Annotated in this window: 18 protein-coding genes; 1 reads left to right on the forward strand and 17 read right to left on the reverse strand. The window is 53.1% G+C overall.

Going from position 1 to position 19,708, the window contains the following annotated elements:
* Positions 1 to 134: 134 nt before the first annotated feature.
* Positions 135 to 668, reverse strand: a complete 534-nt coding sequence (secM, locus tag SPM24T3_RS00365; protein WP_037377278.1) for a secA translation cis-regulator SecM — start codon at positions 666 to 668, stop codon at positions 135 to 137.
* A 28-nt stretch (positions 669 to 696) separates the two neighbouring features.
* Between secM and SPM24T3_RS00370 the strand changes: the two genes are divergently transcribed.
* Positions 697 to 1,242 carry a DUF721 domain-containing protein gene (locus tag SPM24T3_RS00370; RefSeq protein ID WP_009634685.1) on the forward strand — a complete coding sequence of 182 codons (546 nt, stop codon included), beginning with the start codon at positions 697 to 699 and terminating at the stop codon, positions 1,240 to 1,242.
* A gap of 12 nt (positions 1,243 to 1,254) precedes the next feature.
* On the opposite strand, the gene lpxC is transcribed toward SPM24T3_RS00370, so the two are convergent.
* From lpxC to mraZ, 16 genes are all read right to left on the reverse strand, one after another.
* Entirely contained in the window at positions 1,255 to 2,172 is a 918-nt protein-coding gene (gene lpxC / locus SPM24T3_RS00375; RefSeq protein WP_009634686.1) for a UDP-3-O-acyl-N-acetylglucosamine deacetylase, read from the reverse strand.
* A 111-nt stretch (positions 2,173 to 2,283) separates the two neighbouring features.
* Positions 2,284 to 3,438 (reverse strand): cell division protein FtsZ, encoded by a 1,155-nt coding sequence (gene ftsZ, locus SPM24T3_RS00380; protein ID WP_009634687.1) that lies wholly within the window; start codon positions 3,436 to 3,438, stop codon positions 2,284 to 2,286.
* A 72-nt stretch (positions 3,439 to 3,510) separates the two neighbouring features.
* Positions 3,511 to 4,767 carry a cell division protein FtsA gene (gene ftsA, locus SPM24T3_RS00385; protein ID WP_009634688.1) on the reverse strand — a complete coding sequence of 419 codons (1,257 nt, stop codon included), beginning with the start codon at positions 4,765 to 4,767 and terminating at the stop codon, positions 3,511 to 3,513.
* Positions 4,764 to 5,654, reverse strand: coding sequence for a cell division protein FtsQ (ftsQ, locus tag SPM24T3_RS00390; protein WP_009634689.1), 891 nt, complete (start codon positions 5,652 to 5,654; stop codon positions 4,764 to 4,766). Before ftsQ ends, ftsA begins: the two co-directional genes overlap by 4 nt.
* A gap of 1 nt (position 5,655) precedes the next feature.
* On the reverse strand, positions 5,656 to 6,585 hold the full coding sequence (locus SPM24T3_RS00395) for a D-alanine--D-alanine ligase (protein ID WP_009634690.1): 930 nt from the start codon (positions 6,583 to 6,585) through the stop codon (positions 5,656 to 5,658).
* Positions 6,578 to 8,053 carry a UDP-N-acetylmuramate--L-alanine ligase gene (murC, locus tag SPM24T3_RS00400; protein WP_009634691.1) on the reverse strand — a complete coding sequence of 492 codons (1,476 nt, stop codon included), beginning with the start codon at positions 8,051 to 8,053 and terminating at the stop codon, positions 6,578 to 6,580. The genes SPM24T3_RS00395 and murC overlap by 8 nt, the downstream gene beginning before the upstream one ends.
* A 61-nt stretch (positions 8,054 to 8,114) precedes the next feature.
* Entirely contained in the window at positions 8,115 to 9,182 is a 1,068-nt protein-coding gene (gene murG, locus SPM24T3_RS00405) for an undecaprenyldiphospho-muramoylpentapeptide beta-N-acetylglucosaminyltransferase (RefSeq protein ID WP_009634693.1), read from the reverse strand.
* The gene (gene ftsW, locus SPM24T3_RS00410) at positions 9,179 to 10,333 is read right to left on the reverse strand and encodes a cell division protein FtsW (RefSeq protein ID WP_369699975.1); all 1,155 of its coding nucleotides are present in this window, start codon (positions 10,331 to 10,333) and stop codon (positions 9,179 to 9,181) included. Before ftsW ends, murG begins: the two co-directional genes overlap by 4 nt.
* 65 nt (positions 10,334 to 10,398) lie before the next feature.
* On the reverse strand, positions 10,399 to 11,715 hold the full coding sequence (gene murD, locus SPM24T3_RS00415; protein ID WP_009634695.1) for a UDP-N-acetylmuramoyl-L-alanine--D-glutamate ligase: 1,317 nt from the start codon (positions 11,713 to 11,715) through the stop codon (positions 10,399 to 10,401).
* A gap of 2 nt (positions 11,716 to 11,717) precedes the next feature.
* Entirely contained in the window at positions 11,718 to 12,800 is a 1,083-nt protein-coding gene (gene mraY, locus SPM24T3_RS00420; RefSeq protein ID WP_009634696.1) for a phospho-N-acetylmuramoyl-pentapeptide-transferase, read from the reverse strand.
* Positions 12,794 to 14,155: a UDP-N-acetylmuramoyl-tripeptide--D-alanyl-D-alanine ligase gene (murF, locus tag SPM24T3_RS00425; protein WP_009634697.1), complete on the reverse strand. Its 1,362-nt coding sequence runs from the start codon at positions 14,153 to 14,155 to the stop codon at positions 12,794 to 12,796. The genes mraY and murF overlap by 7 nt, the downstream gene beginning before the upstream one ends.
* On the reverse strand, positions 14,152 to 15,639 hold the full coding sequence (gene murE, locus SPM24T3_RS00430) for a UDP-N-acetylmuramoyl-L-alanyl-D-glutamate--2,6-diaminopimelate ligase (RefSeq protein ID WP_009634698.1): 1,488 nt from the start codon (positions 15,637 to 15,639) through the stop codon (positions 14,152 to 14,154). The genes murF and murE overlap by 4 nt, the downstream gene beginning before the upstream one ends.
* On the reverse strand, positions 15,626 to 17,389 hold the full coding sequence (locus tag SPM24T3_RS00435; protein WP_009634699.1) for a peptidoglycan glycosyltransferase FtsI: 1,764 nt from the start codon (positions 17,387 to 17,389) through the stop codon (positions 15,626 to 15,628). The genes murE and SPM24T3_RS00435 overlap by 14 nt, the downstream gene beginning before the upstream one ends.
* A 55-nt stretch (positions 17,390 to 17,444) precedes the next feature.
* The gene (gene ftsL / locus SPM24T3_RS00440; protein WP_009634700.1) at positions 17,445 to 17,765 is read right to left on the reverse strand and encodes a cell division protein FtsL; all 321 of its coding nucleotides are present in this window, start codon (positions 17,763 to 17,765) and stop codon (positions 17,445 to 17,447) included.
* Positions 17,765 to 18,703 (reverse strand): 16S rRNA (cytosine(1402)-N(4))-methyltransferase RsmH, encoded by a 939-nt coding sequence (gene rsmH / locus SPM24T3_RS00445; protein ID WP_009634701.1) that lies wholly within the window; start codon positions 18,701 to 18,703, stop codon positions 17,765 to 17,767. The genes ftsL and rsmH overlap by 1 nt, the downstream gene beginning before the upstream one ends.
* A gap of 2 nt (positions 18,704 to 18,705) precedes the next feature.
* A complete protein-coding gene (gene mraZ, locus SPM24T3_RS00450; protein ID WP_009634702.1) occupies positions 18,706 to 19,164 on the reverse strand; it encodes a division/cell wall cluster transcriptional repressor MraZ in 459 nt (152 codons plus the stop codon).
* Positions 19,165 to 19,708: the final 544 nt, after the last annotated feature.

The following is a 19,708-nucleotide window of genomic DNA, read 5'->3' on the forward strand; positions in this document are numbered from 1 at the left end:
TTGATTTCTCGTTAAGCCACTCTCGGCGGCTACTATTTATGTTGAAACTTTGGGTCTTGCCGGCGCAGTTAATAGGCTTATGACTTACTTACTGGCGCAATAAAAAACGGCAGAGATCACTTCAGGAATGACAATCAAACAAGAGAGAGTTTTGGACCGGCGCGCGTACCCAGAACTTGTGCGATCCACAATCCAGGTTGGTATTGATTGGAGGCCGTGAGCAGCGTTTGCTGAGTACCACGGATAATAACGGGAGGTTTTGCCTCATGGGTCAGCAGCGAGTTAAGCGTAACCAGCAAGGCGAGTTGTTGCACGTGCAGCGGTTCAGCATCGGCTGAAACGGCGGTGTGCGTCACAACATTATAGGTAACAACCTGTGGGGCGAGTGCAAAAGAAAGATGACGAATGACGGTGCGTAGCGCATGCTGCTGCCAATAGTCGACGCCTAACGAGGCACGACGATTACCCTGCAGCCATGCCAAATTGGTCAGCCCGCGGTTGCCGATATTTAAACGGTTTAGACTTGGCGAGGTATTGGTTACACTGGCCAACTCAGTTTGTGAAAGATTCGTCGACACGCCAAGGCTAGCCGCGACCATCCCCAATAGGAGATGCGGCCAAAAATACCTTCTGCCAAATTGTCGCCAACGATTTAGAATACCAATCACAAGTTTTACAATCCGCCGGAGCTCGTCAATGCGTAACAGCCGCCCACAATTATTAGATATCCTGTTCGATGACGCTACCGCTGCCGGGCAAAGCCCTCTGCGCGTAGTTCAACAACGTGCGGCCGCATTACTCAAGCTCAATCGCGCTGTCAAAAGTCTGCTACCGACCCAAATGCAACCGTGGTGCCGGGTGGGTAATTATCGCCAGGGTGTATTGGTGCTAGAGATAGCAAATGCCAGTTGGATGATGCGGTTACGTTATGAACAACCGGCGCTTCTCTCTGCACTTCGAGCGCAAATACTACCATCATTGTCTTCAATCGACATCAGGATTAATCCATCGTTGATGGCGAAAGTGGAAAGCATTGCACAGAAAAATGAAAATTCTGCTCGAGAATATGAAAAAACGGGAATATCAAAAGGACCCTTGCCGCAAGTAAGGCAACTGAGTAAACAAAGCGCAGAAGAATTACGACAGTTGGCGAGCCGTAGCCCTGAGAAACTTAGAAAGGCATTAGAACGACTGGCTGAAATGGCCGGAGAGGGTGCCAAGACAACCAGTCGTAATAAGTAATATCGATACCGATTAAGCGAATACGGTAGATGGGGCTCTAAATGCCACTGGCACTTCAGCTTCATCCTGGAAGGTTACATATTCCCAGGCTTCCTGCTTGGCCAATACCGCTTGCAGTAACTTATTGTTCAACGCGTGACCTGACTTAAAGGTACAAACTGCACCAATAATATTGTGGCCGCACATGAACAAGTCACCGATGCCGTCCAGCATTTTGTGACGAACGAATTCATCTTCAAAACGCAGACCGTCTTCGTTAAGCACGCGGTAATCATCAACAACAATCGCGCAATCAAAGCTGCCACCCAGGCACAATCCACGTGACTGCAAATATTCGATATCACGTACAAATCCGAAGGTTCGGGCTCTGCTGATCTGGCGAACAAAGGACTCTGCCGAGAACTCTAACTGAAAACGCTTGGCGTCACCTTCGATAGCCGGGTGGTTGAAGTCGATAGTCCAGTCCAAATGGAAACCGTTGTAAGGTCTCATTTCGGCCCACTTATCACCATCTTCAACACGCACGGTTTCTTTGATGCGCAGGAATTTCTTCGCGCTATTCAGGAGTTCAATGCCTGCGTCCATCAACAGATAGACGAAAGGCGCGGCGCTGCCATCCATAATCGGAATCTCAGGCGCATTAACTTCGATAATAATATTATCGATGCCAAGACCTGCAAGTGCCGCATTAAGGTGTTCAACCGTAGAAATACGCACGTCATGCTCATTAACCAGGCAAGTACAGAGCATGGTATCACGCACGGATTTTGCATCTGCCGGAAAATCAACCGGTGGATTCAAGTCAGTGCGACGATAGATGACCCCGGTGTTAGCCGGTGCTGGTCGCAAGGTCAGGGTCACTTTCTTACCGGTATGTAAACCGACACCCGTCGCCTGAACGATACGTTTTAATGTACGTTGTTTGATCATCGTTTTTATCTCGCAATGTTATCCATCCAACCGGCTTAAGTTTACCTTAAGACCGGCGAGACAGTATAGCACAAAGAGCGGAGATCCCAACTTTAGGACAATTCGTTTAACTTAGTCCGCCTGCTTGCGCAGGAACGCCGGAATGTCCAGATAGTCTGGCTCTTTGTTTGATTGCGTACCTGGATCGTTAACCACTTTGGCAGCTGGCTTGTTTTCCTGCGGCAGCGGCGACATGCCGTGCTGCTGGTAACGGTGATCCATTACTGGCTGGCTGGCAGGTTTATTGGTCACCAGAGTGATTTCAGGACGTTTGTCCATACCAATACCTGTTGCTACCACAGTAACACGCAATTCGTCGTTCATTTCCGGGTCAAGGGAAGTACCGATAACGACCGTTGCATTATCAGAGGCGAAAGCACGGATAGTGTTACCCACGGTTTCAAACTCATCCAGACGCAGGTCGAAGCCAGCGGTAATGTTGACCAGCACGCCGCGCGCGCCAGACAGGTCGATATCTTCCAGCAGCGGGCTGGAGATCGCCATTTCGGCGGCTTCTTCAGCGCGATCTTCACCACAGGCCACACCAGAACCCATCATCGCGTAGCCCATTTCGGACATCACGGTGCGCACGTCGGCAAAGTCGACGTTCATCAGGCCTGGACGGGTGATCAGCTCGGCAATACCCTGAACTGCGCCTTTAAGCACGTCGTTGGCCGCACCGAAAGCGTCGAGCAGAGAAATACCGCGACCCAGAACTTTAAGTAACTTGTCGTTCGGGATAGTGATCAATGAGTCAACGTGCTTTGAAAGCTCGGCAATACCCTGCTCCGCAAACGCCATACGCTTCTTGCCTTCAAAGTTGAAAGGCTTAGTCACTACCGCTACGGTCAGAATACCTAAATCTTTTGCAACTTCAGCAACCACAGGCGCTGCACCAGTACCGGTACCGCCACCCATACCTGCCGCGATGAACACCATATCGGCGCCTTCGAGTGCAACTCGCAGGGCTTCACGGTCTTCTTCAGCAGAATTGCGACCCACTTCCGGGTTCGCACCAGCACCCAGACCTTTGGTAATACCGCTACCAATCTGGATTGTCTGGCCTACTGCCGTCTTACGCAACGCCTGAGCGTCGGTATTAACGGCAAAGAATTCAACACCTTCGATGCGCTCACGCACCATGTGCTCGACAGCGTTGCCACCGCCACCGCCGACGCCGATGACTTTAATCACCGCGTCGTTGGTCAGTTCCATAGGTTCAAACATAGTTTCTCTCCGTTTTGTGCCTGTCGCTTCGGGATCACCAATACACTTCACTATGATCCCGTTGTTGAAACATTAAAACTCTTTTCTCAGCCAACTATTGATTCTTTTGAACCAATTGCCCACTGAGGCGCGTTTTTCCACTTCTGCCTCACCGCTGAGGTGAGACTCTTTACCATAGTGCAGTAGCCCTACAGCGGTTGAGTAGTAAGGTTCCTGCGCATAGTCTGTCAGCCCGGTAATGTTCAAAGGTTGACCAATTCGCACTTGGGTATGGAATACCCTTTGTGCACAAGCTGCCAGACCATCGATTTGTGCTGCACCACCGGTTAATACAATACCGGCGGCCAGATGGTGTTTTACGCCCTGTTGGCGTAACTGTTCCTGCAATTGCAGAATCTCGTCATTGACCAGATTCAACAACTCCGTGTAACGCGGTTCGATTACCTCTGCAAGCGTCTGACGCTGCAGGCTGCGCGGTGGGCGTCCACCTACGCTTGGCACTTCGACATTTTCGTCTTTGCCTACGATCGAACCCAGAGCACAACCGTGACGAACTTTAATTGCTTCGGCATCAGTTGGCGGCGTACCGAAGGCATAAGCGATATCACTGGTGACCACGTTACCCGCATACGGGATAACCTTAGTATGACGCAGTGCGCCGCCAGTATAAACGGCTATATCCATGGTACCGCCGCCGATATCTACGACACAAACGCCTAGCTCACGTTCGTCTTCAGTCAGTACTGCATAACTTGCAGCCAAACCGGCAAATATCAGCTGGTCAACCTTCAGACCACAGCGTTCAACCGCTTTGACGATATTTTTGGCCATGTCGTTATGACAGGTAATCAGATGAACTTTAGCCTGCATGCGCACGCCAGAAAGTCCGACCGGATTCTTGATGCCTTCCTGATAATCGATGGCGTATTCCTGAGGAATAACGTGCAGAACGCGGTGTTCGTCGCGTACGCGTACCGATTTGGCGGTATGAACCACGTTCTCTACATCTTCCTGCGTAACTTCCTCTTCCGAAATAGGAACCATCCCTATTTCATTCTGACAACTGATATGTTTACCAGACAAAGCAAGGTAAACAGAGGAAATTTGGCAATCTGCCATCAATTCGGCCTGATCAATCGCGCGCTGAACGCATTTCACGACTGATTCGAGGTCGTTTACTCCACCCTTGTCCATGCCTCTGGACGGGCAGCTTCCCACTCCGATAATGTTGACCATGCCATCGGGCAGAACTTCCCCTACCAGTGCAGCGACTTTTGCTGTACCGATCTCCAGCCCAACTACCAGTTTTCTGTCCGTCGACTTGATCATTGTTGTTTAGCCTGTACCTGATTCTGATTTCTGTTGTTTTGCTGACCGTCTTTTTGTCCATCACTGCCAGCCGGGTCGATAAACGCTGGAGCCCAACCTACCGAGGCACCGCTTTCATAACGTAAATCAACATAACTGATGCGTTTCTTATCGGCGTCCGCCTGCTGTTGCAGACGAGGATAAAGCTCGATAAAACGCTGCAAACGTCCGTTGCGATCGTCACGCCCCAAATCAATGCGGATATCGTCATCCAGCGTAATCTGCCATGAGTGACGTGCCGTCATTGAGACTGACTTGACCGCGAACTTCCCTACAGAAGACGCTGACGCCAGCTGTTGGCTCATGGTCTGATAACCTTGCAAAACATCCTGTTCACTGCCTTCCGGGCCATACAACAGCGGCATTTTCTGTTTGGCTACGCGCTCGGCCGGAATGCTGAACGATTTGCCGTCGACATCAACCATGTGCAAATCATTCCAGTGCGCCACTGGCACATACTCCACCAGATGTATCTTCAATTCGTTCGGCCACTGCTTGCGCACGCTGACCTGTTTAATCCACGGCAGACGTTCTATCTGCTGCTGAATAATGTTCACGTCCTGAGTCATAAAGGTGCCAGGCTCGCCCAGCGACAATATAGACTGCCGGATATCGTCGTTGGTGGTGTAATGGCGATCGCCAGTCACTACCAGTTCAGACAGCGGAAGACGCTTGGCATCGTCCATCCAGCTCAGCACCGCCCAGGCACTCCAGCCGATAGTTGCCAATACCAGCAGCAGGAAGAACATTCCCGCCAGCTGTCCACCGTTACTGCGGCGGCCTTGACTTTGGCTTTGGCTATCAGCCTTCGTCGCACGCTCTCGTGCATTTAGGGCAGCTTGAGACATATCAGTCAGCGAGCTCCAGAATGCGGGCTACCAGCTGCGGGAAACTCAGTCCCGCCTGTTTGGCCGCCATCGGCACCAAACTGTGGCTGGTCATGCCGGGTGATGTATTAACTTCAAGCAAATTGAAGTTGCCTTCGCTGTCCTGCATGACATCAACACGCCCCCAGCCGCTGCAATCCAGCGCGCGGTAGGCCTGTAAAGCCAAGTCTGCCAACTCTTGTTCCTGCTGAGCATCGAGGCCGCTCGGGCAAAAATATTGCGTCTCGTCGGAAATATATTTCGCCTGATAATCATAAAAAATACCGGCTGGCTGGATGCGAATAGACGGCATCACCTGGTCGCCCACAATCGCTACGGTATATTCAGGGCCGCTTAACCATTTTTCGATCAGCAGGTCGTCGTCGTGAAGAAATGCTTCTTCCAGCGCAGGCAGCAATTCTTCCGGCGCATTGACCTTACTCATACCAACGCTGGAACCTTCACGGCTTGGCTTGACTATCAACGGAAGACCCAGTGCGGTAATCTTCTCGCTCAAAGCGCCCTGCCCTGCCGCTGCCAGATCTTTTTTGTTTAATGCGACAAACGGTGAAACCGGCAGTCCCAGCGCTTCCCACACCAGCTTGGTGCGAAATTTATCCATGGTCAGCGCCGAAGCCATCACGCCACTGCCGGTATAGGGCAGGTCGAGATGCTCAAGAACGCCCTGAAGCGTGCCGTCTTCTCCACCGCGGCCGTGCAGCGCGATAAACACCTTGCCGTACCCTTCATCTTTAAGACGAGTGACGGCAAACGTTTTGGTATCGAGGGCGTGAGCATCAATACCTGATTCACGCAGGCCGGCCAGCACCGCTGCACCTGACTGCAATGAAACTTCGCGTTCGGCTGAAGAACCGCCAAACAGCACGGCGACTTTAGTATTGGCATTAGACATAGTGCTCATCTCCCTTCTTGGCCGCCTGCAACTTTTGGTCGGCCAGTTTGCGAGCGACCTTGCCGATATTGCCGGCACCCTGAACCAGGATCAGGTCGTTGGCGTCGAGGATGGGTGCCAAAATGCCCGGCACGGCGTCAATATCAGAAACCAGAATCGGGTCAAGCTTGCCGCGCGCACGGATGGTGCGACACAGCGAACGGCTGTCTGCGCCCGGAATTGGCGCTTCACCTGCCGGATAAACGTCTAGCATCACCAGCAAATCTACCTGTGACAGCACATTGGCGAAATCGTCGTATAAATCACGAGTACGCGTATAACGGTGCGGCTGGAACACCATCACCAGACGCCTGTCTTCCCAACCGGCACGCGCGGCTTTGATAGTCGCGTCAACTTCGGTCGGATGGTGGCCGTAGTCATCAACCAGCATTGCGCTGCCGCTTTTGCCGTTAACATTGTCCAGCGGATATTCGCCCAGGAAGTCAAAGCGGCGTCCAGTACCCTGGAAACCAGCCAGCGCGGTCAGGATCGCGTCGTCGCTGATATCTTCGTCGGTAGCCACGGCAATCGCCGCAGCCGCGTTCAGCGCATTGTGACGACCCGGTGCATTAAGCATCACGTCCATCGGGGTCTTGTCCTGGCGGCGCACGGTAAAGTGTCCTTGAGAACCGACCTGACGGTAATCTTCAATAAACACGTCGGCATCTTCGCTGAAGCCGTAAGTCGTTACGTGGCGACCTACGCGCGGCAGCAACTCGCGGATAACCGGATCATCGATACACATCACCGCACGGCCGTAGAACGGCAAATTGTGCAGGAAGTTAATAAATGTCTGCTTGAGGATCTCAAAGTCACCCTGATAAGTGTCCATGTGATCCGCTTCGATGTTGGTTACAATCGCCACCATCGGCTGTAAATGCAGGAAAGACGCATCGCTTTCATCTGCTTCGGCAATCAGGAATCTGCTGGAACCAAGACGCGCGTGCGTGCCTGCTGCTTTAACCAGGCCGCCGTTAACGAAAGTCGGATCCAGTCCAGCCTCGGCGTAAATACTGGTCACCATCGCGGTAGTCGTGGTTTTACCGTGCGTACCAGCCACTGCAATCCCGTGACGGAAACGCATCAGTTCGGCCAGCATCTCGGCGCGGCGAATAACCGGAATACGCGCTTCTCGTGCTGCGATAAGCTCCGGGTTGTCGGCAGAAATGGCGGTTGAGACCACCACAACGCTGGCGTCCAGCACGTTTTCAGGACGGTGATTAAAGTAAATCGTTGCCCCAAGAGCGGACAATTGCTGCGTTACCGGATTCGGAGCCAGGTCTGACCCACTAATCTGGTAGCCTTCATTGGCCAACACTTCGGCGATACCACCCATGCCGGCACCACCGATGCCAACAAAGTGTATGTGCCGGACGCGATGCATCTCGGGCACGAAGGTACGCAGTTTCGCCAATTGTTGTGTATTCACGTTTCTCATAAACCTTTGTTAATCGGACTGACGGCGTTCATGCTGCCGTCACTCACTGTTTTCATTTATTACTTGCCGCTACCACTTCAGCGGCAACGCGTTCGGTCGCATCCGGGATAGCCGCCGCGCGAGCGTTACGGGCCATCTCTAACAGACTCTGACGATCCCAACCGGCCAGAAGGTCTGCAACAGCACCGGCGTTAAAATCTTTTTGCTCGATAATCTTTGCGGCACCGGCTTTTTCAAGCGGCAACGCGTTCCAATACTGCTGGCGATCCTTGTGCTGGAAGGGCACAAAAATGGCCGGTAAACCTGCGGCGGCAATTTCGCTGACGGTCAACGCACCGGAACGGCACACCACCACATCGGCCCAGGCGTAGGCTTGCGCCATGTCATCTATAAACTCGGTCACTTTATGCTGCGTTTGACCGGCCTGTTGATACGCCTCATTTACCTGCTCCAGCGCGCCTTTACCGACCTGATGCCAGATAGTCACGCGATCGCCCAGGATGGCGGCAATTTTTGGCATCGCCTGATTTAAAACCCGCGCGCCCTGGCTGCCGCCAACCACTAGAATTCTGATTTGACCTTCACGACCGGCAAAACGTTCATCGGGCAACGGTAACGCCAGCACATCGGTACGCACCGGATTCCCCACGACTGCCGCGTTCGGGAACGCACCGGGAAACGCCTGCAATACCGTCTTGGCAATGCGTGACAGCCAGCGGTTGGTCAGTCCGGCAATACCATTTTGTTCATGTAAAACTACCGGAATACCGCATGACCAGGCGGCCAAACCGCCAGGACCTGAAACATATCCGCCCATCCCCAGTACCACATCAGGCTTGAAGCGACGCATGATAGCCTTCGCCTGCCGCCACGCATGATATATGCGAATCGGGGCCGTAAGTTGCGCTTTCAGACCTTTCCCACGCAATCCGGCAATTTTAATGAAATCTATTTCAATTCCGTGTTTTGGAACCAGGTCAGCTTCCATGCGGTCGGCAGTGCCTAACCAGCGAACTTCCCAGCCTTGCGCTATTAAATGATGAGCCACTGCCAGTCCGGGAAAAACATGACCACCGGTACCGCCTGCCATCACCATCAAACGCTTGGTCTTGCCACTCATCGGGCACTCCTTACAAACGCCTGCGCTTTCGCCATCCGCGTTTCATAATCTATTCGTAGCAACAGCGTTAACGCGGTCGACATAATCAGCAAACTTGAACCACCGTAGCTTATCAGCGGCAATGTCAGACCTTTGGTCGGTAACATCCCCGCTGCAGCACCCACGTTTACCAGAGCCTGGAAGCTTATCCATACGCCGATTGAGCAGGCCAGAAAGCCGGAAAAACGCTGGTCAATCTCCAGCGCGCGACGGCCAATGGACATGGCGCGAAAAGCGACGAAGAATACCATTAACAGCACTAAAACCACACCGAAATAGCCGAGTTCTTCACCTAAAATGGAGAAGATAAAGTCGGTGTGTGCTTCAGGCAAATATTCGAGTTTTTGTACTGAATTTCCAAGGCCTTGCCCCCAAAACTCGCCACGACCAAATGCCATTAAAGACTGCGTTAACTGGTAGCCGCTGCCGAACGGATCGGCCCATGGGTTCCAGAACGATGTTACGCGGCGCATACGATAAGGTTCAGTGACAACCAACAGTGAAACCGCGAACAGTCCAGAACCGATAATCGCCAGAAACTGCCACAGCTTGGCACCGGCTAAAAACAGCATCGCCAGCGTGGTTACGAACAGCACGATTACGGTACCGAGGTCCGGCTGTAACAGCAGCAATACGGCCAGCACCACCATCACGCCCATCGGTTTGCAGAAGCCCCAGAAGTTGCTTCGTACCTCATCAACCTTACGCACCAGATAGCTGGCGAGATAGCAAAACAGCGAAAGCTTGGAGAACTCGGCCGGCTGAATACGCAACGGCCCCAGGGATATCCAGCGCGATGCACCGTTGATCGAGCTCCCCACGCCCAGCACGATAACCAGCATGATGATTGAGGCAAACAGCAGAACGTTGCTGTATTTCTGCCATACCATCATCGGGATACGCAGGGTAATCAGACCAATAATAAAGGCCAGCACCAGATAGATTGCATCACGCTTGGCAAACATAAACGGATCGTTTGCCAGACGCTGGCCGATTGGCATGGAGGCCGAGGTCACCATGACGAAGCCGATAATTGCCAGCCCAAAAGTCATCCACATCAGCGTGCGGTCATAGAGAACCAGTGTCAGGCTTTCGTTCTCTTTGGCGCCCATCACCCAGTCGTTGGCTTTATTGCCAAATCCTCGAAGCAGGCCAAATCCAGGAAGTCGAATACGCATCAGCCAAGCTCCTTAGCTAGAGCGGTAAATACGTCGCCACGCTGTTCAAAGTTTTTGAACTGATCCAGACTGGCGCAGGCTGGCGATAGCAACACCAAATCCCCGGATTGCACTTTGCCGGCGATATCTCGCATTGCCTGCTCCATTGTCTCGAACAGTGAAGATATCTCGGGACGTAAATCAGCCAGCTCGCCGCCATCATGACCAAAGCAGTACAGGCGAATCTTGTCACCGCTCAGATAGGGCAACAGCGGGGTGAAATCCGCAGACTTGCCGTCCCCACCCAGCAGTAAATGCAGCGTGCCTTCAACCTGCAAGCCGTTTAAAGCCGCCTCGGTGCTGCCGACGTTGGTGGCTTTTGAATCGTTAATCCAGCGCACGCCGTTGTGTACCAGCGCAACCTGAAAACGGTGAGCCAGACCGGTGAAGGTGGACAACGCCTTGAGGCTGGATGCCTGAGGAATACCCACCGCATCGGCCAAAGCCAGCGCTGCCAGCGCATTGGTATAGTTATGTCGACCCGTCAGCGGCATCTCGGCGGTATTAAAGATCCGTTCGCCACGCACTCGCAGCCAAATTTCGCTTTGCTGGCGCGTAAGATGATAATCACCGACATCAGCGCCAAAGCTCACGCAGCGCTTATCTGCACCGCGGATCGGCATGGTCAGCGCGTCATCGGCGTTTACCACGCACAGTTTGGCGTTTTCATAAACTTTAAGTTTCGCCGCGCGGTACTGCTGCAGGCCAAACGGGTAACGGTCCATGTGGTCTTCGGTGACATTTAAAATAGTCGCTGCCGCCGCGTGCAGACTGTGGGTGGTTTCCAGCTGGAAGCTGGACAGCTCGAGCACGAACAGTTGATAGTCATGACCAAGCATGCTCAGCACCGGTAAACCAATATTGCCGCCTACGCCGACCTGCCATCCTGCTGCCTTGCCCATTTCCCCCACCAGACTGGTGACGGTGCTTTTGCCGTTGGAACCCGTGATCGCCACAATCGGCACGGTCACTTCACGGCAGAACAGCTCGATATCGCCGACAATTTCCACACCGGCTTCGGACGCTGCGCTCAGAGCAGGCGTGGCAAGCGCCATACCCGGACTCGCGACGATCAAATCCGCCTCCATCAGCCAGTCTTCATTCAAAGAGCCTAAATGGCGCTCGATATTGGCCGACAGCTTGTCGAGTCCCGGCGGACTGACACGGGTATCGATAACACGCGGCGTGACGCCCCGTGATACAAAGAAATCAACACAGGAAAGGCCGGTAAGCCCCAGCCCGATGATGACCACTTTTTTACCCTGATAGTCAGTCATAATTAGCGCACCTTCAGCGTCGCCAGGCCAATCAGCACCAGCATCAGCGAAATAATCCAGAAACGCACAATCACGCGAGGTTCCGGCCAGCCTTTAAGCTCATAGTGGTGATGAATTGGCGCCATACGGAAAATACGCTGGCCGCGCAGCTTAAAGGACCCTACCTGCAAAATAACCGACAGCGTTTCAACCACGAACACGCCGCCCATAATCAGTAACAAGAACTCCTGACGCAACAGTACGGCGATGGTGCCCAGTGCTCCGCCCAGCGCCAGCGAACCGACGTCACCCATGAATACCTGCGCAGGATAGGTGTTAAACCACAAGAACCCGAGGCCTGCACCGACAATTGCCGTACAGACAATGACCAGCTCGCCCGCATGGCGCAGATAAGGAATATGCAGATAGTTGGCGAAGTTCATGTTGCCAGTCGCCCACGCTACCAGTGCAAAGCCAGCCGCTACGAACACTGTTGGCATAATCGCCAGCCCGTCCAGACCGTCGGTGAGATTCACCGCGTTGCTGGTACCGACAATCACGAAATAGCTCAACAGGATGTACAGCAGTCCCAGCTGCGGCATGATGTCTTTGAAGAACGGCACCACCAGCTCAGTGGCTGGCGTGTCTTTGCCCACGGTGTACATCACGAAGGCAACCACCAGGGCAATCACCGACTGCCAGAAGTATTTCCAGCGAGCAATCAGGCCTTTGGTATCTTTGCGCACCACTTTGCGATAGTCATCGACAAAGCCAACCACGCCGTAACCTACCAGCACGAACAGCACGCACCAGACGTAAGGGTTTGATGGATAAGCCCACATCAGCACCGAAACGGTAATTGAGAACAGGATCAGCACTCCACCCATGGTAGGCGTGCCGCGCTTACTAAAATGTGACTCCGGGCCGTCATGACGCACGACCTGGCCTATCTGCAATTTTTGCAAATAGGTAATCAGACGCGGCCCCATCCAAAGCGAAATGAACAGAGCCGTCAGCAGGCTGACAATGGCGCGAAACGTCAGATACGAAAAGACGTTAAAGCCGGAATAATATTTGACCAAGTGCTCGGCCAGCCAAACTAACATGTTGCATTCTCCTGTAACGCCCGTACTACCTGCTCCATCGCGGCACTACGTGAACCTTTAATTAAAACGGTAATTACCGCGTGTTCAGATAACAAGCTGGCCAAACGGGCAGTTACAGCCGCTTTATCCTGAAGGTGTTCTCCGCAGCCACTGGCATCGCTAATTGCGCGACTGTCATGACCGACGGTTAATACTTTATCGATACCGGCAATGCGGATAGCTTCGCCGACCTGACGATGGCAAGCCTCGCTTTCATCGCCCAGCTCTGCCATGTCGCCCAGCGCCATCACGGTATAACCCGGCATTTCTGCCAGAGTTTGCGCAGCGGCGGTCATCGACCCCACATTGGCGTTGTAGCTGTCGTCGAGCAAAATTTTGCCTTCCGCCAGTGCTATCGGATACAAACGACCTTTCACCGCCTGCAACGTGGCCAAACCTTCGCGGATTGCTTCGAGCGTGGCATCCACAGACAATGCCAGAGCCGCGGCGGCCAATGCATTCGCCACATTGTGACGACCTGGCAATGGCAGACTGATATCAATTTTTCCGGCCGGAGAATGCAGCGTAAAGGTGGTTTTTTCTGCCCCAACCTGCACATTGCTGGCGTAGAAATCGACACCGTCAGCCTGTTCCGGAGAGAAACGCCACACGGTTTTATTACCGATATGCGCCTGCCAGTGCGGCCAGTCATTATTGTCGGCGTTGAGGATTGCGACACCGTCGGCTGGCAGTCCTTCAAAAATTTCACCCTTGGCTTTTGCCACGCCAGCCAGTGATCCAAAGCCTTCGAGATGTGCCGCAGACAGGTTATTCACCAGCGCGGTCTGCGGACGAGTAAGATCGGTGGTATAGGCAATTTCGCCCTGATGATTAGCCCCCAGCTCGACCACGGCGAAATCGTATTCCGGGGTCAGTCGCAGCAGGGTCAACGGCACGCCAATATCATTATTAAAGTTGCCCGCGGTGTAGAGTACATTGCCGCATTGGCGAAGGATCGCCGCCGTCATCTCTTTCACCGAGGTTTTACCGGAAGAACCCGTCAGTGCAACCACGCGAGCAGGCACCTGCCGGCGAACCCAGGCACCGAGTTTCCCCAGGGCAATGCGCGTATCGGCCACCACTAGCTGCGGGGCATCCAAGGCAAGACGCTTGCTGACAATCAGCGCGGCAGCCCCGGATTTAAGGGCATCGGCGGCAAAGTCGTGGGCATCAAATTTTTCGCCTTGCAGGGCGATAAACAGACAGCCCGGCGTAATCTGGCGCGTATCGGTGGTGACCGCTTCAATTTGCGTGTCGTTGCCAATCAGCTCGGCGGCCAATACTTCGGTGAGTTTTTGCAGGGAAACCGGGATCATGCGACCACCCCCAGCAAACGAGCGGCAGTGACGCGATCCGAATAATCGAATCGTTGATTGCCGACCAATTGGTAGTCTTCATGGCCTTTACCGGCTATCAGCACGACGTCGTTTTCACCCGCCTGCATTATTGCGCTGGTCACGGCTTCGGCTCTGCCAGAGACAGCCAGCGCGCGGCCAGCATCCAGCAAGCCGGAAAGAATGTCATTGATGATAGCGCGAGGATCTTCGCTGCGCGGGTTGTCGTCGGTGATGACCACGCGATCGGCGTACTGCTCGGCAATGCCGCCCATCAACGGACGTTTACCCTTGTCGCGATCGCCGCCACAACCAAACACACACCAAAGCTGGCCGGTACAGTGCAGGCGAGCCGCCGCCAGCGCTTTTTCCAACGCGTCAGGGGTGTGAGCATAATCGACCACCACGGTTGGACGGCCTGGCGCATGGAACACTTCCATACGGCCACAAACCGGCTGCAACTGCGGCGCGGTTTGCAGTAGCTCGTCAAAGGAATATCCCAGAGACAGCAGCGTACCGAGCGCAACCAGTAGATTGCTGACATTGAACGCGCCCATCAGGCGGCTTTCAAGAATGCCTTTGCCCCAGCTGGAATCCAGCTCGACGGTGGCACCTTTATCGTGATAATTCACGCTGCTGGCCGATAACCAGCGACCCTTCCAGCCTGCTGGCAGTTTATTTTCCATGCTGACCGCAACGGCGTCGGGCAATTGTGCCAGCCAACGTTGCCCGACGGTGTCATCAGCATTAATAATCTTTTGCTCACTATTATGAGTCGAGAACAGCTGCCATTTCGCTTCTTCATAATTTTGCATATCACCGTGGTAATCCAGATGATCGCGGCTCAGGTTAGTGAACGCAGCCGCAGCAAATGGCAAAGCGGCAACGCGGTGCTGCACCAGGCCGTGTGAAGAAACTTCCATCGCAGCGAAGGTCGCGCCCTGCTGCACTAAATCACGCAGGATTTGCTGGACCTGAACTGCAGAACCGGTAGTGTTTTCCGCCGGAACCACATGATTGAGTAAACCATTGCCTACTGTTCCCATTACCGCGCTGGTTTCGCCCAGCATCTGCGACCACTGCGCCAACAGCTGGGTGGTGGTGGTTTTACCGTTAGTGCCGGTTACACCGACCAGACGCAATGCGGCACCCGGCTGCTGGTAAAAACGACCGGCAATCTCGGACAACAGCAGGTTTAAATTTTGCAGATAAATCACGGGCACGCCGTGCTTCACGCTGATAGAGCCGTGTTCGGCCTGCCCTTGCGCTTCTGCTACTACCGCACTTACACCTTGCGCAATAGCCTGAGGAATATAGTGACGGCCATCACTGGTATGGCCTGAAATCGCGACAAACAGATCACCGGCAGCCGCAATGCGACTGTCGAGAGCCATGTCTTTGAGCACCGTTTGCGGGGCATCACTCACCCACGGAGCCAGGAGGTCGCGTAAATTACGATCTGTCACCTGAAGCCTCTTTTTGATTATTGACTATGTCATTGCCTACGTCCGTCGGTAAGGCATCCGGCTCGATATTCATCGTGCGCAATACGCCGCCCATAATGGCGCCGAATACTGGTGCAGAAACCGCACCCCCGTAGTATTTTCCGCCCTGAGGATCGTTAATCACTACCACCAGCGCAAAACGCGGATTACTGGCTGGCGCGACGCCCGCCGTGTAAGCAATGTATTTATTCACGTATTTACCGTCCGGTCCGACTTTCTTGGCAGTACCGGTTTTGATGGCAATGCGATAGCCCTTGATTGCGGCTTTCACACCGCCGCCTCCAGGAAGGGCAACACTTTCCATCATTCGAACCACGGTACGCACCAGAGGTTCAGGAAATACGCGTTCGCCGGAAACCGGCGGATCAACTTTGGTAATCGACAGCGGACGGGCAATGCCCATGCTGCCAATCGTTGCATAGACTCGCGCTAGCTGGAGAGGTGTCACCATCAGCCCGTAGCCGAAAGAGAAGGTGGCCCTCTCTATGTCAGACCACCGTTGTTTTTTTGGATATAAGCCACTGCTTTCCCCAACCAGTCCCAAATTGGTGGGTTTACCCAGCCCAAAGCGCGAGTAAGTGTCTACTAGCTCTGAGGACGGCATCGCTAACGCCAGTCTGGAAACACCAACGTTACTCGACTTCTGGAGGATACCCGTGACCGAAAGCTCCGGATATCTGGCCACGTCCTTGATTTCATGGCCATTAATGCGGTAGGGCATCGTATTTAATACGCTATTTTCCTTGACGACACCCTGTTTCAGCGCAGTCATTACCACCATCGGTTTAACCGTTGAACCCGGCTCGAAGATGTCGGTAATAGCGCGGTTACGCATGGTGTCTTTTGGCGTATCAGCCATATTATTCGGGTTATAGGACGGGCTGTTGGCCATTGCCAGCACTTCACCGGTCTGCACATCGACCAATACCGCCGTGCCTGATTCGGCTTTGTTGAAAGCCACGGCATTGTTCAGTTCACGATAAACCAGCGCCTGCAAACGTTCATCAATGCTGAGCATCAGGTTGTGCGCGGCCTGACTGTCTACCGAAGAGATATCTTCAATCACGCGACCATGGCGGTCTTTACGCACGGTTCGCTCGCCCGCTTTACCCGTTAGCCAGCGATCAAAACTTTTCTCGACGCCCTCAATGCCTTCGCCATCAATGTTAGTCACGCCAATAACGTGCGATGTAACCTGACCGGCGGGATAGTAGCGACGGGATTCCTGGCGCAGGAAAATACCCGGAAGTTTGAGCTTGCCGATGTATTCGCCAATCGCTGGATTCACCTGGCGCGCCAGATAGACAAAGCGGCCACTCGGATTGGCATTCACTTTTGAGGTCAGTTGGTCGATGGGGGTGTTCAGAGCATCGGCCAGCGCTTTCCAGCGGCTGTCGCCAGTAATGCCGCCGTGCTCGTTAACTTCTTTCGGGTCGGCCCAGATAGCGTTAACAGGAACGCTCACCGCCAGCGGACGGCCCGAGCGGTCACTGATCATGCCACGCGAGGTTGGAATGGTTTGTACGCGAAGAGAGCGCATATCGCCCTCTCTCACCAGTTTGCCGGGGTTGATCACCTGGAGATAGGCAACGCGCGATAACAGTCCGGCCAGTGCCAGAAGAATACCGCCACACAGCAACGCAAAACGCCAGCTTATAAAGCTGGCTTTATCTTCCTGACGCTTAAACTTTGCGGCACCGGTCGCTTTCATCTGTCGCTTGTCATCTCCATGAGCAAATTGCCTTAAGCCTTATTGCCGAATTAATTTATTGCTGCACTACGATGGTTTCCTGTGAGGGGTCAACGTGTTGCATTTGCAATTTTTCGGTCGCGATACGTTCTACCCGGCTGTGATCGCCGAGGGCGTTCTCTTCAAGGATCAGGTTGCGCCATTCAATATCCAGCGCATCTTTCTCAAGCACCAGTTGTTCCCTCTGGGCTGTCAGTAATCGCGTTTTATGCGATACGGTAACGACTGCCATGGCACTGACCAAACTGGAGATCAGCAAGATCATGGGAATTTTTCCGTGGCGCAGGATGTCGCCAAAAATAACTCCCACCAAACCATGACGCTCGTTGCCTATCATTACGCGGTCCTCGCGGCAAAACGCAGTACTGAGCTACGTGCTCTAGGGTTTTCAGCCACCTCAGCCTCAGAAGGCATCATCTTGCCCAAAGATTTGAGGGTCCGACCACCAAGGCTTTGTAGCTGAGCTTCAGTCATCGGGATACCCGCTGGCACCTGCGGCCCACGGCTGTGCTGGCGAATAAATCGTTTCACAATTCGGTCTTCCAGCGAATGGAAGCTGATCACTGACAAACGGCCATCCGGTGCTAAAACTTCATGTGCTCCGTCCAGCGCGCGCTCGATCTCTTCGAGTTCGCTGTTGATATAAATACGGATTGCCTGGAAGCTGCGCGTTGCCGGATGCTTGTGCTTCTCACGAAACGGTGACGCATTGGCAATCAGGTCGGCCAGCTCCTTGGTGCGGGTCATTGGCTGTTCGCGATTGCGGTCAACAATGGCGCGGGCAATGCGTTTGGCAAAACGTTCTTCGCCGAAAGTCTTCAAAACCCAGGCAATATCGTCGGCTTCGGCTTTCATTAGCCATTCAGCAGCTGAATAACCGCGGCTCGGGTCCATGCGCATATCCAATGGTCCATCGCGCATAAAAGAGAAACCGCGCTCTGGATCGTCCAACTGCGGCGAGGAGACGCCCAAATCCAGCAATACTCCGTCGATCTTGCCTGCTAATTCGCGTTCATGAACATATTGTGCAAGGTCGGAAAACGGGCCATGGACAATTGAGAAACGTGGATCATCAATCGCTTTGGCAGCTTCGATCGCCTGTGGATCGCGATCGATTGCCAGCAGTCGCCCTTCCGGCCCCAGCTGTGACAAAATCAGTCGCGAATGACCGCCGCGACCAAAGGTTCCATCGATGTAAATACCGTCTGGGCGAATATTCAGCCCGTTTACGGCTTCATCCAATAACACGGATGTGTGTTTGTAATTTTCAAGCATGCTTATAATGACAAGTCCTGTAATCTCTCGGAAAGTGGTTCGCGAGACGATTGTTCAGCGTCAATGTCTTCCTTAACTTGTTGATACCAGGTCTGTTCATCCCACAATTCAAACTTGTTGAATTGCCCAACCAGCATCACTTCTTTGGCCAGCCCGGCGTGCTGCCGCAATGTGTTTGCGATAAGCAGGCGCCCGGCGTTATCCATCTGACATTCACTTGCATGACCCAGTAATAAACGCTGTATGCGGCGTTCTACCGGATTCATGCTCGACAGACGGGACAATTTTTGTTCAATAACTTCCCACTCAGGCAGGGTGTAAAGGAGCAGGCATGGGTGATGGAGATCGATGGTGCAAACCATCTGACCTTGCGACTCTTCGCTCAGCAAATCCCGATATCGGGTGGGTACGGCAAGCCGCCCTTTGCTGTCGAGGTTAACCATCGTTGCCCCACGGAACATACCTGAGCTACCCCTCAATGACCCTTTTCACCACTTTACACCACAAATTCCCACTTGAAGGAGTTTACGGATGGTTTTAAAACCTTGTCAAGCCAGAGAGGCCAAGGTTTCTGAATATTTACAGGCAATAAGTTGAGCAAAAACCGGTGAACTGTGTTTTTAACCAGAGGGATTAAAAAATAACGTCATGATTAGTTGAGGAAATTTCATTTAAATAATAATAATGCTCAAAAAGAAAACAATTTGGACATTATTTATCTATTTATATTCTTCTGCTATCGATCTCTCATTTCTTAAAACCACGGACTTTGCATATTGCTTAATAGTCCCCGACACTTGTCGTGCCGTTAAAAATGCTTCATACCGCATGACAGCCCTTCCTGCCGCAGCTTTCAGCGCCTGAAAAGACATGACTAAAATTGCCGGGCCAAATTAAGCCGGGAATTCTACAGCAGAATAGCTCACAGTATTAACGTATTTTTGAAATTGATTATTCTCTTTTTATGAGGGAAAACATTTTCAAATAATAATTTGTGTGAGATTG

The sequence above is a fragment of the Serratia sp. M24T3 genome (genome assembly GCF_000257645.1).
In the GTDB taxonomy this organism is placed as follows: Bacteria; Pseudomonadota; Gammaproteobacteria; order Enterobacterales; family Enterobacteriaceae; genus Rouxiella.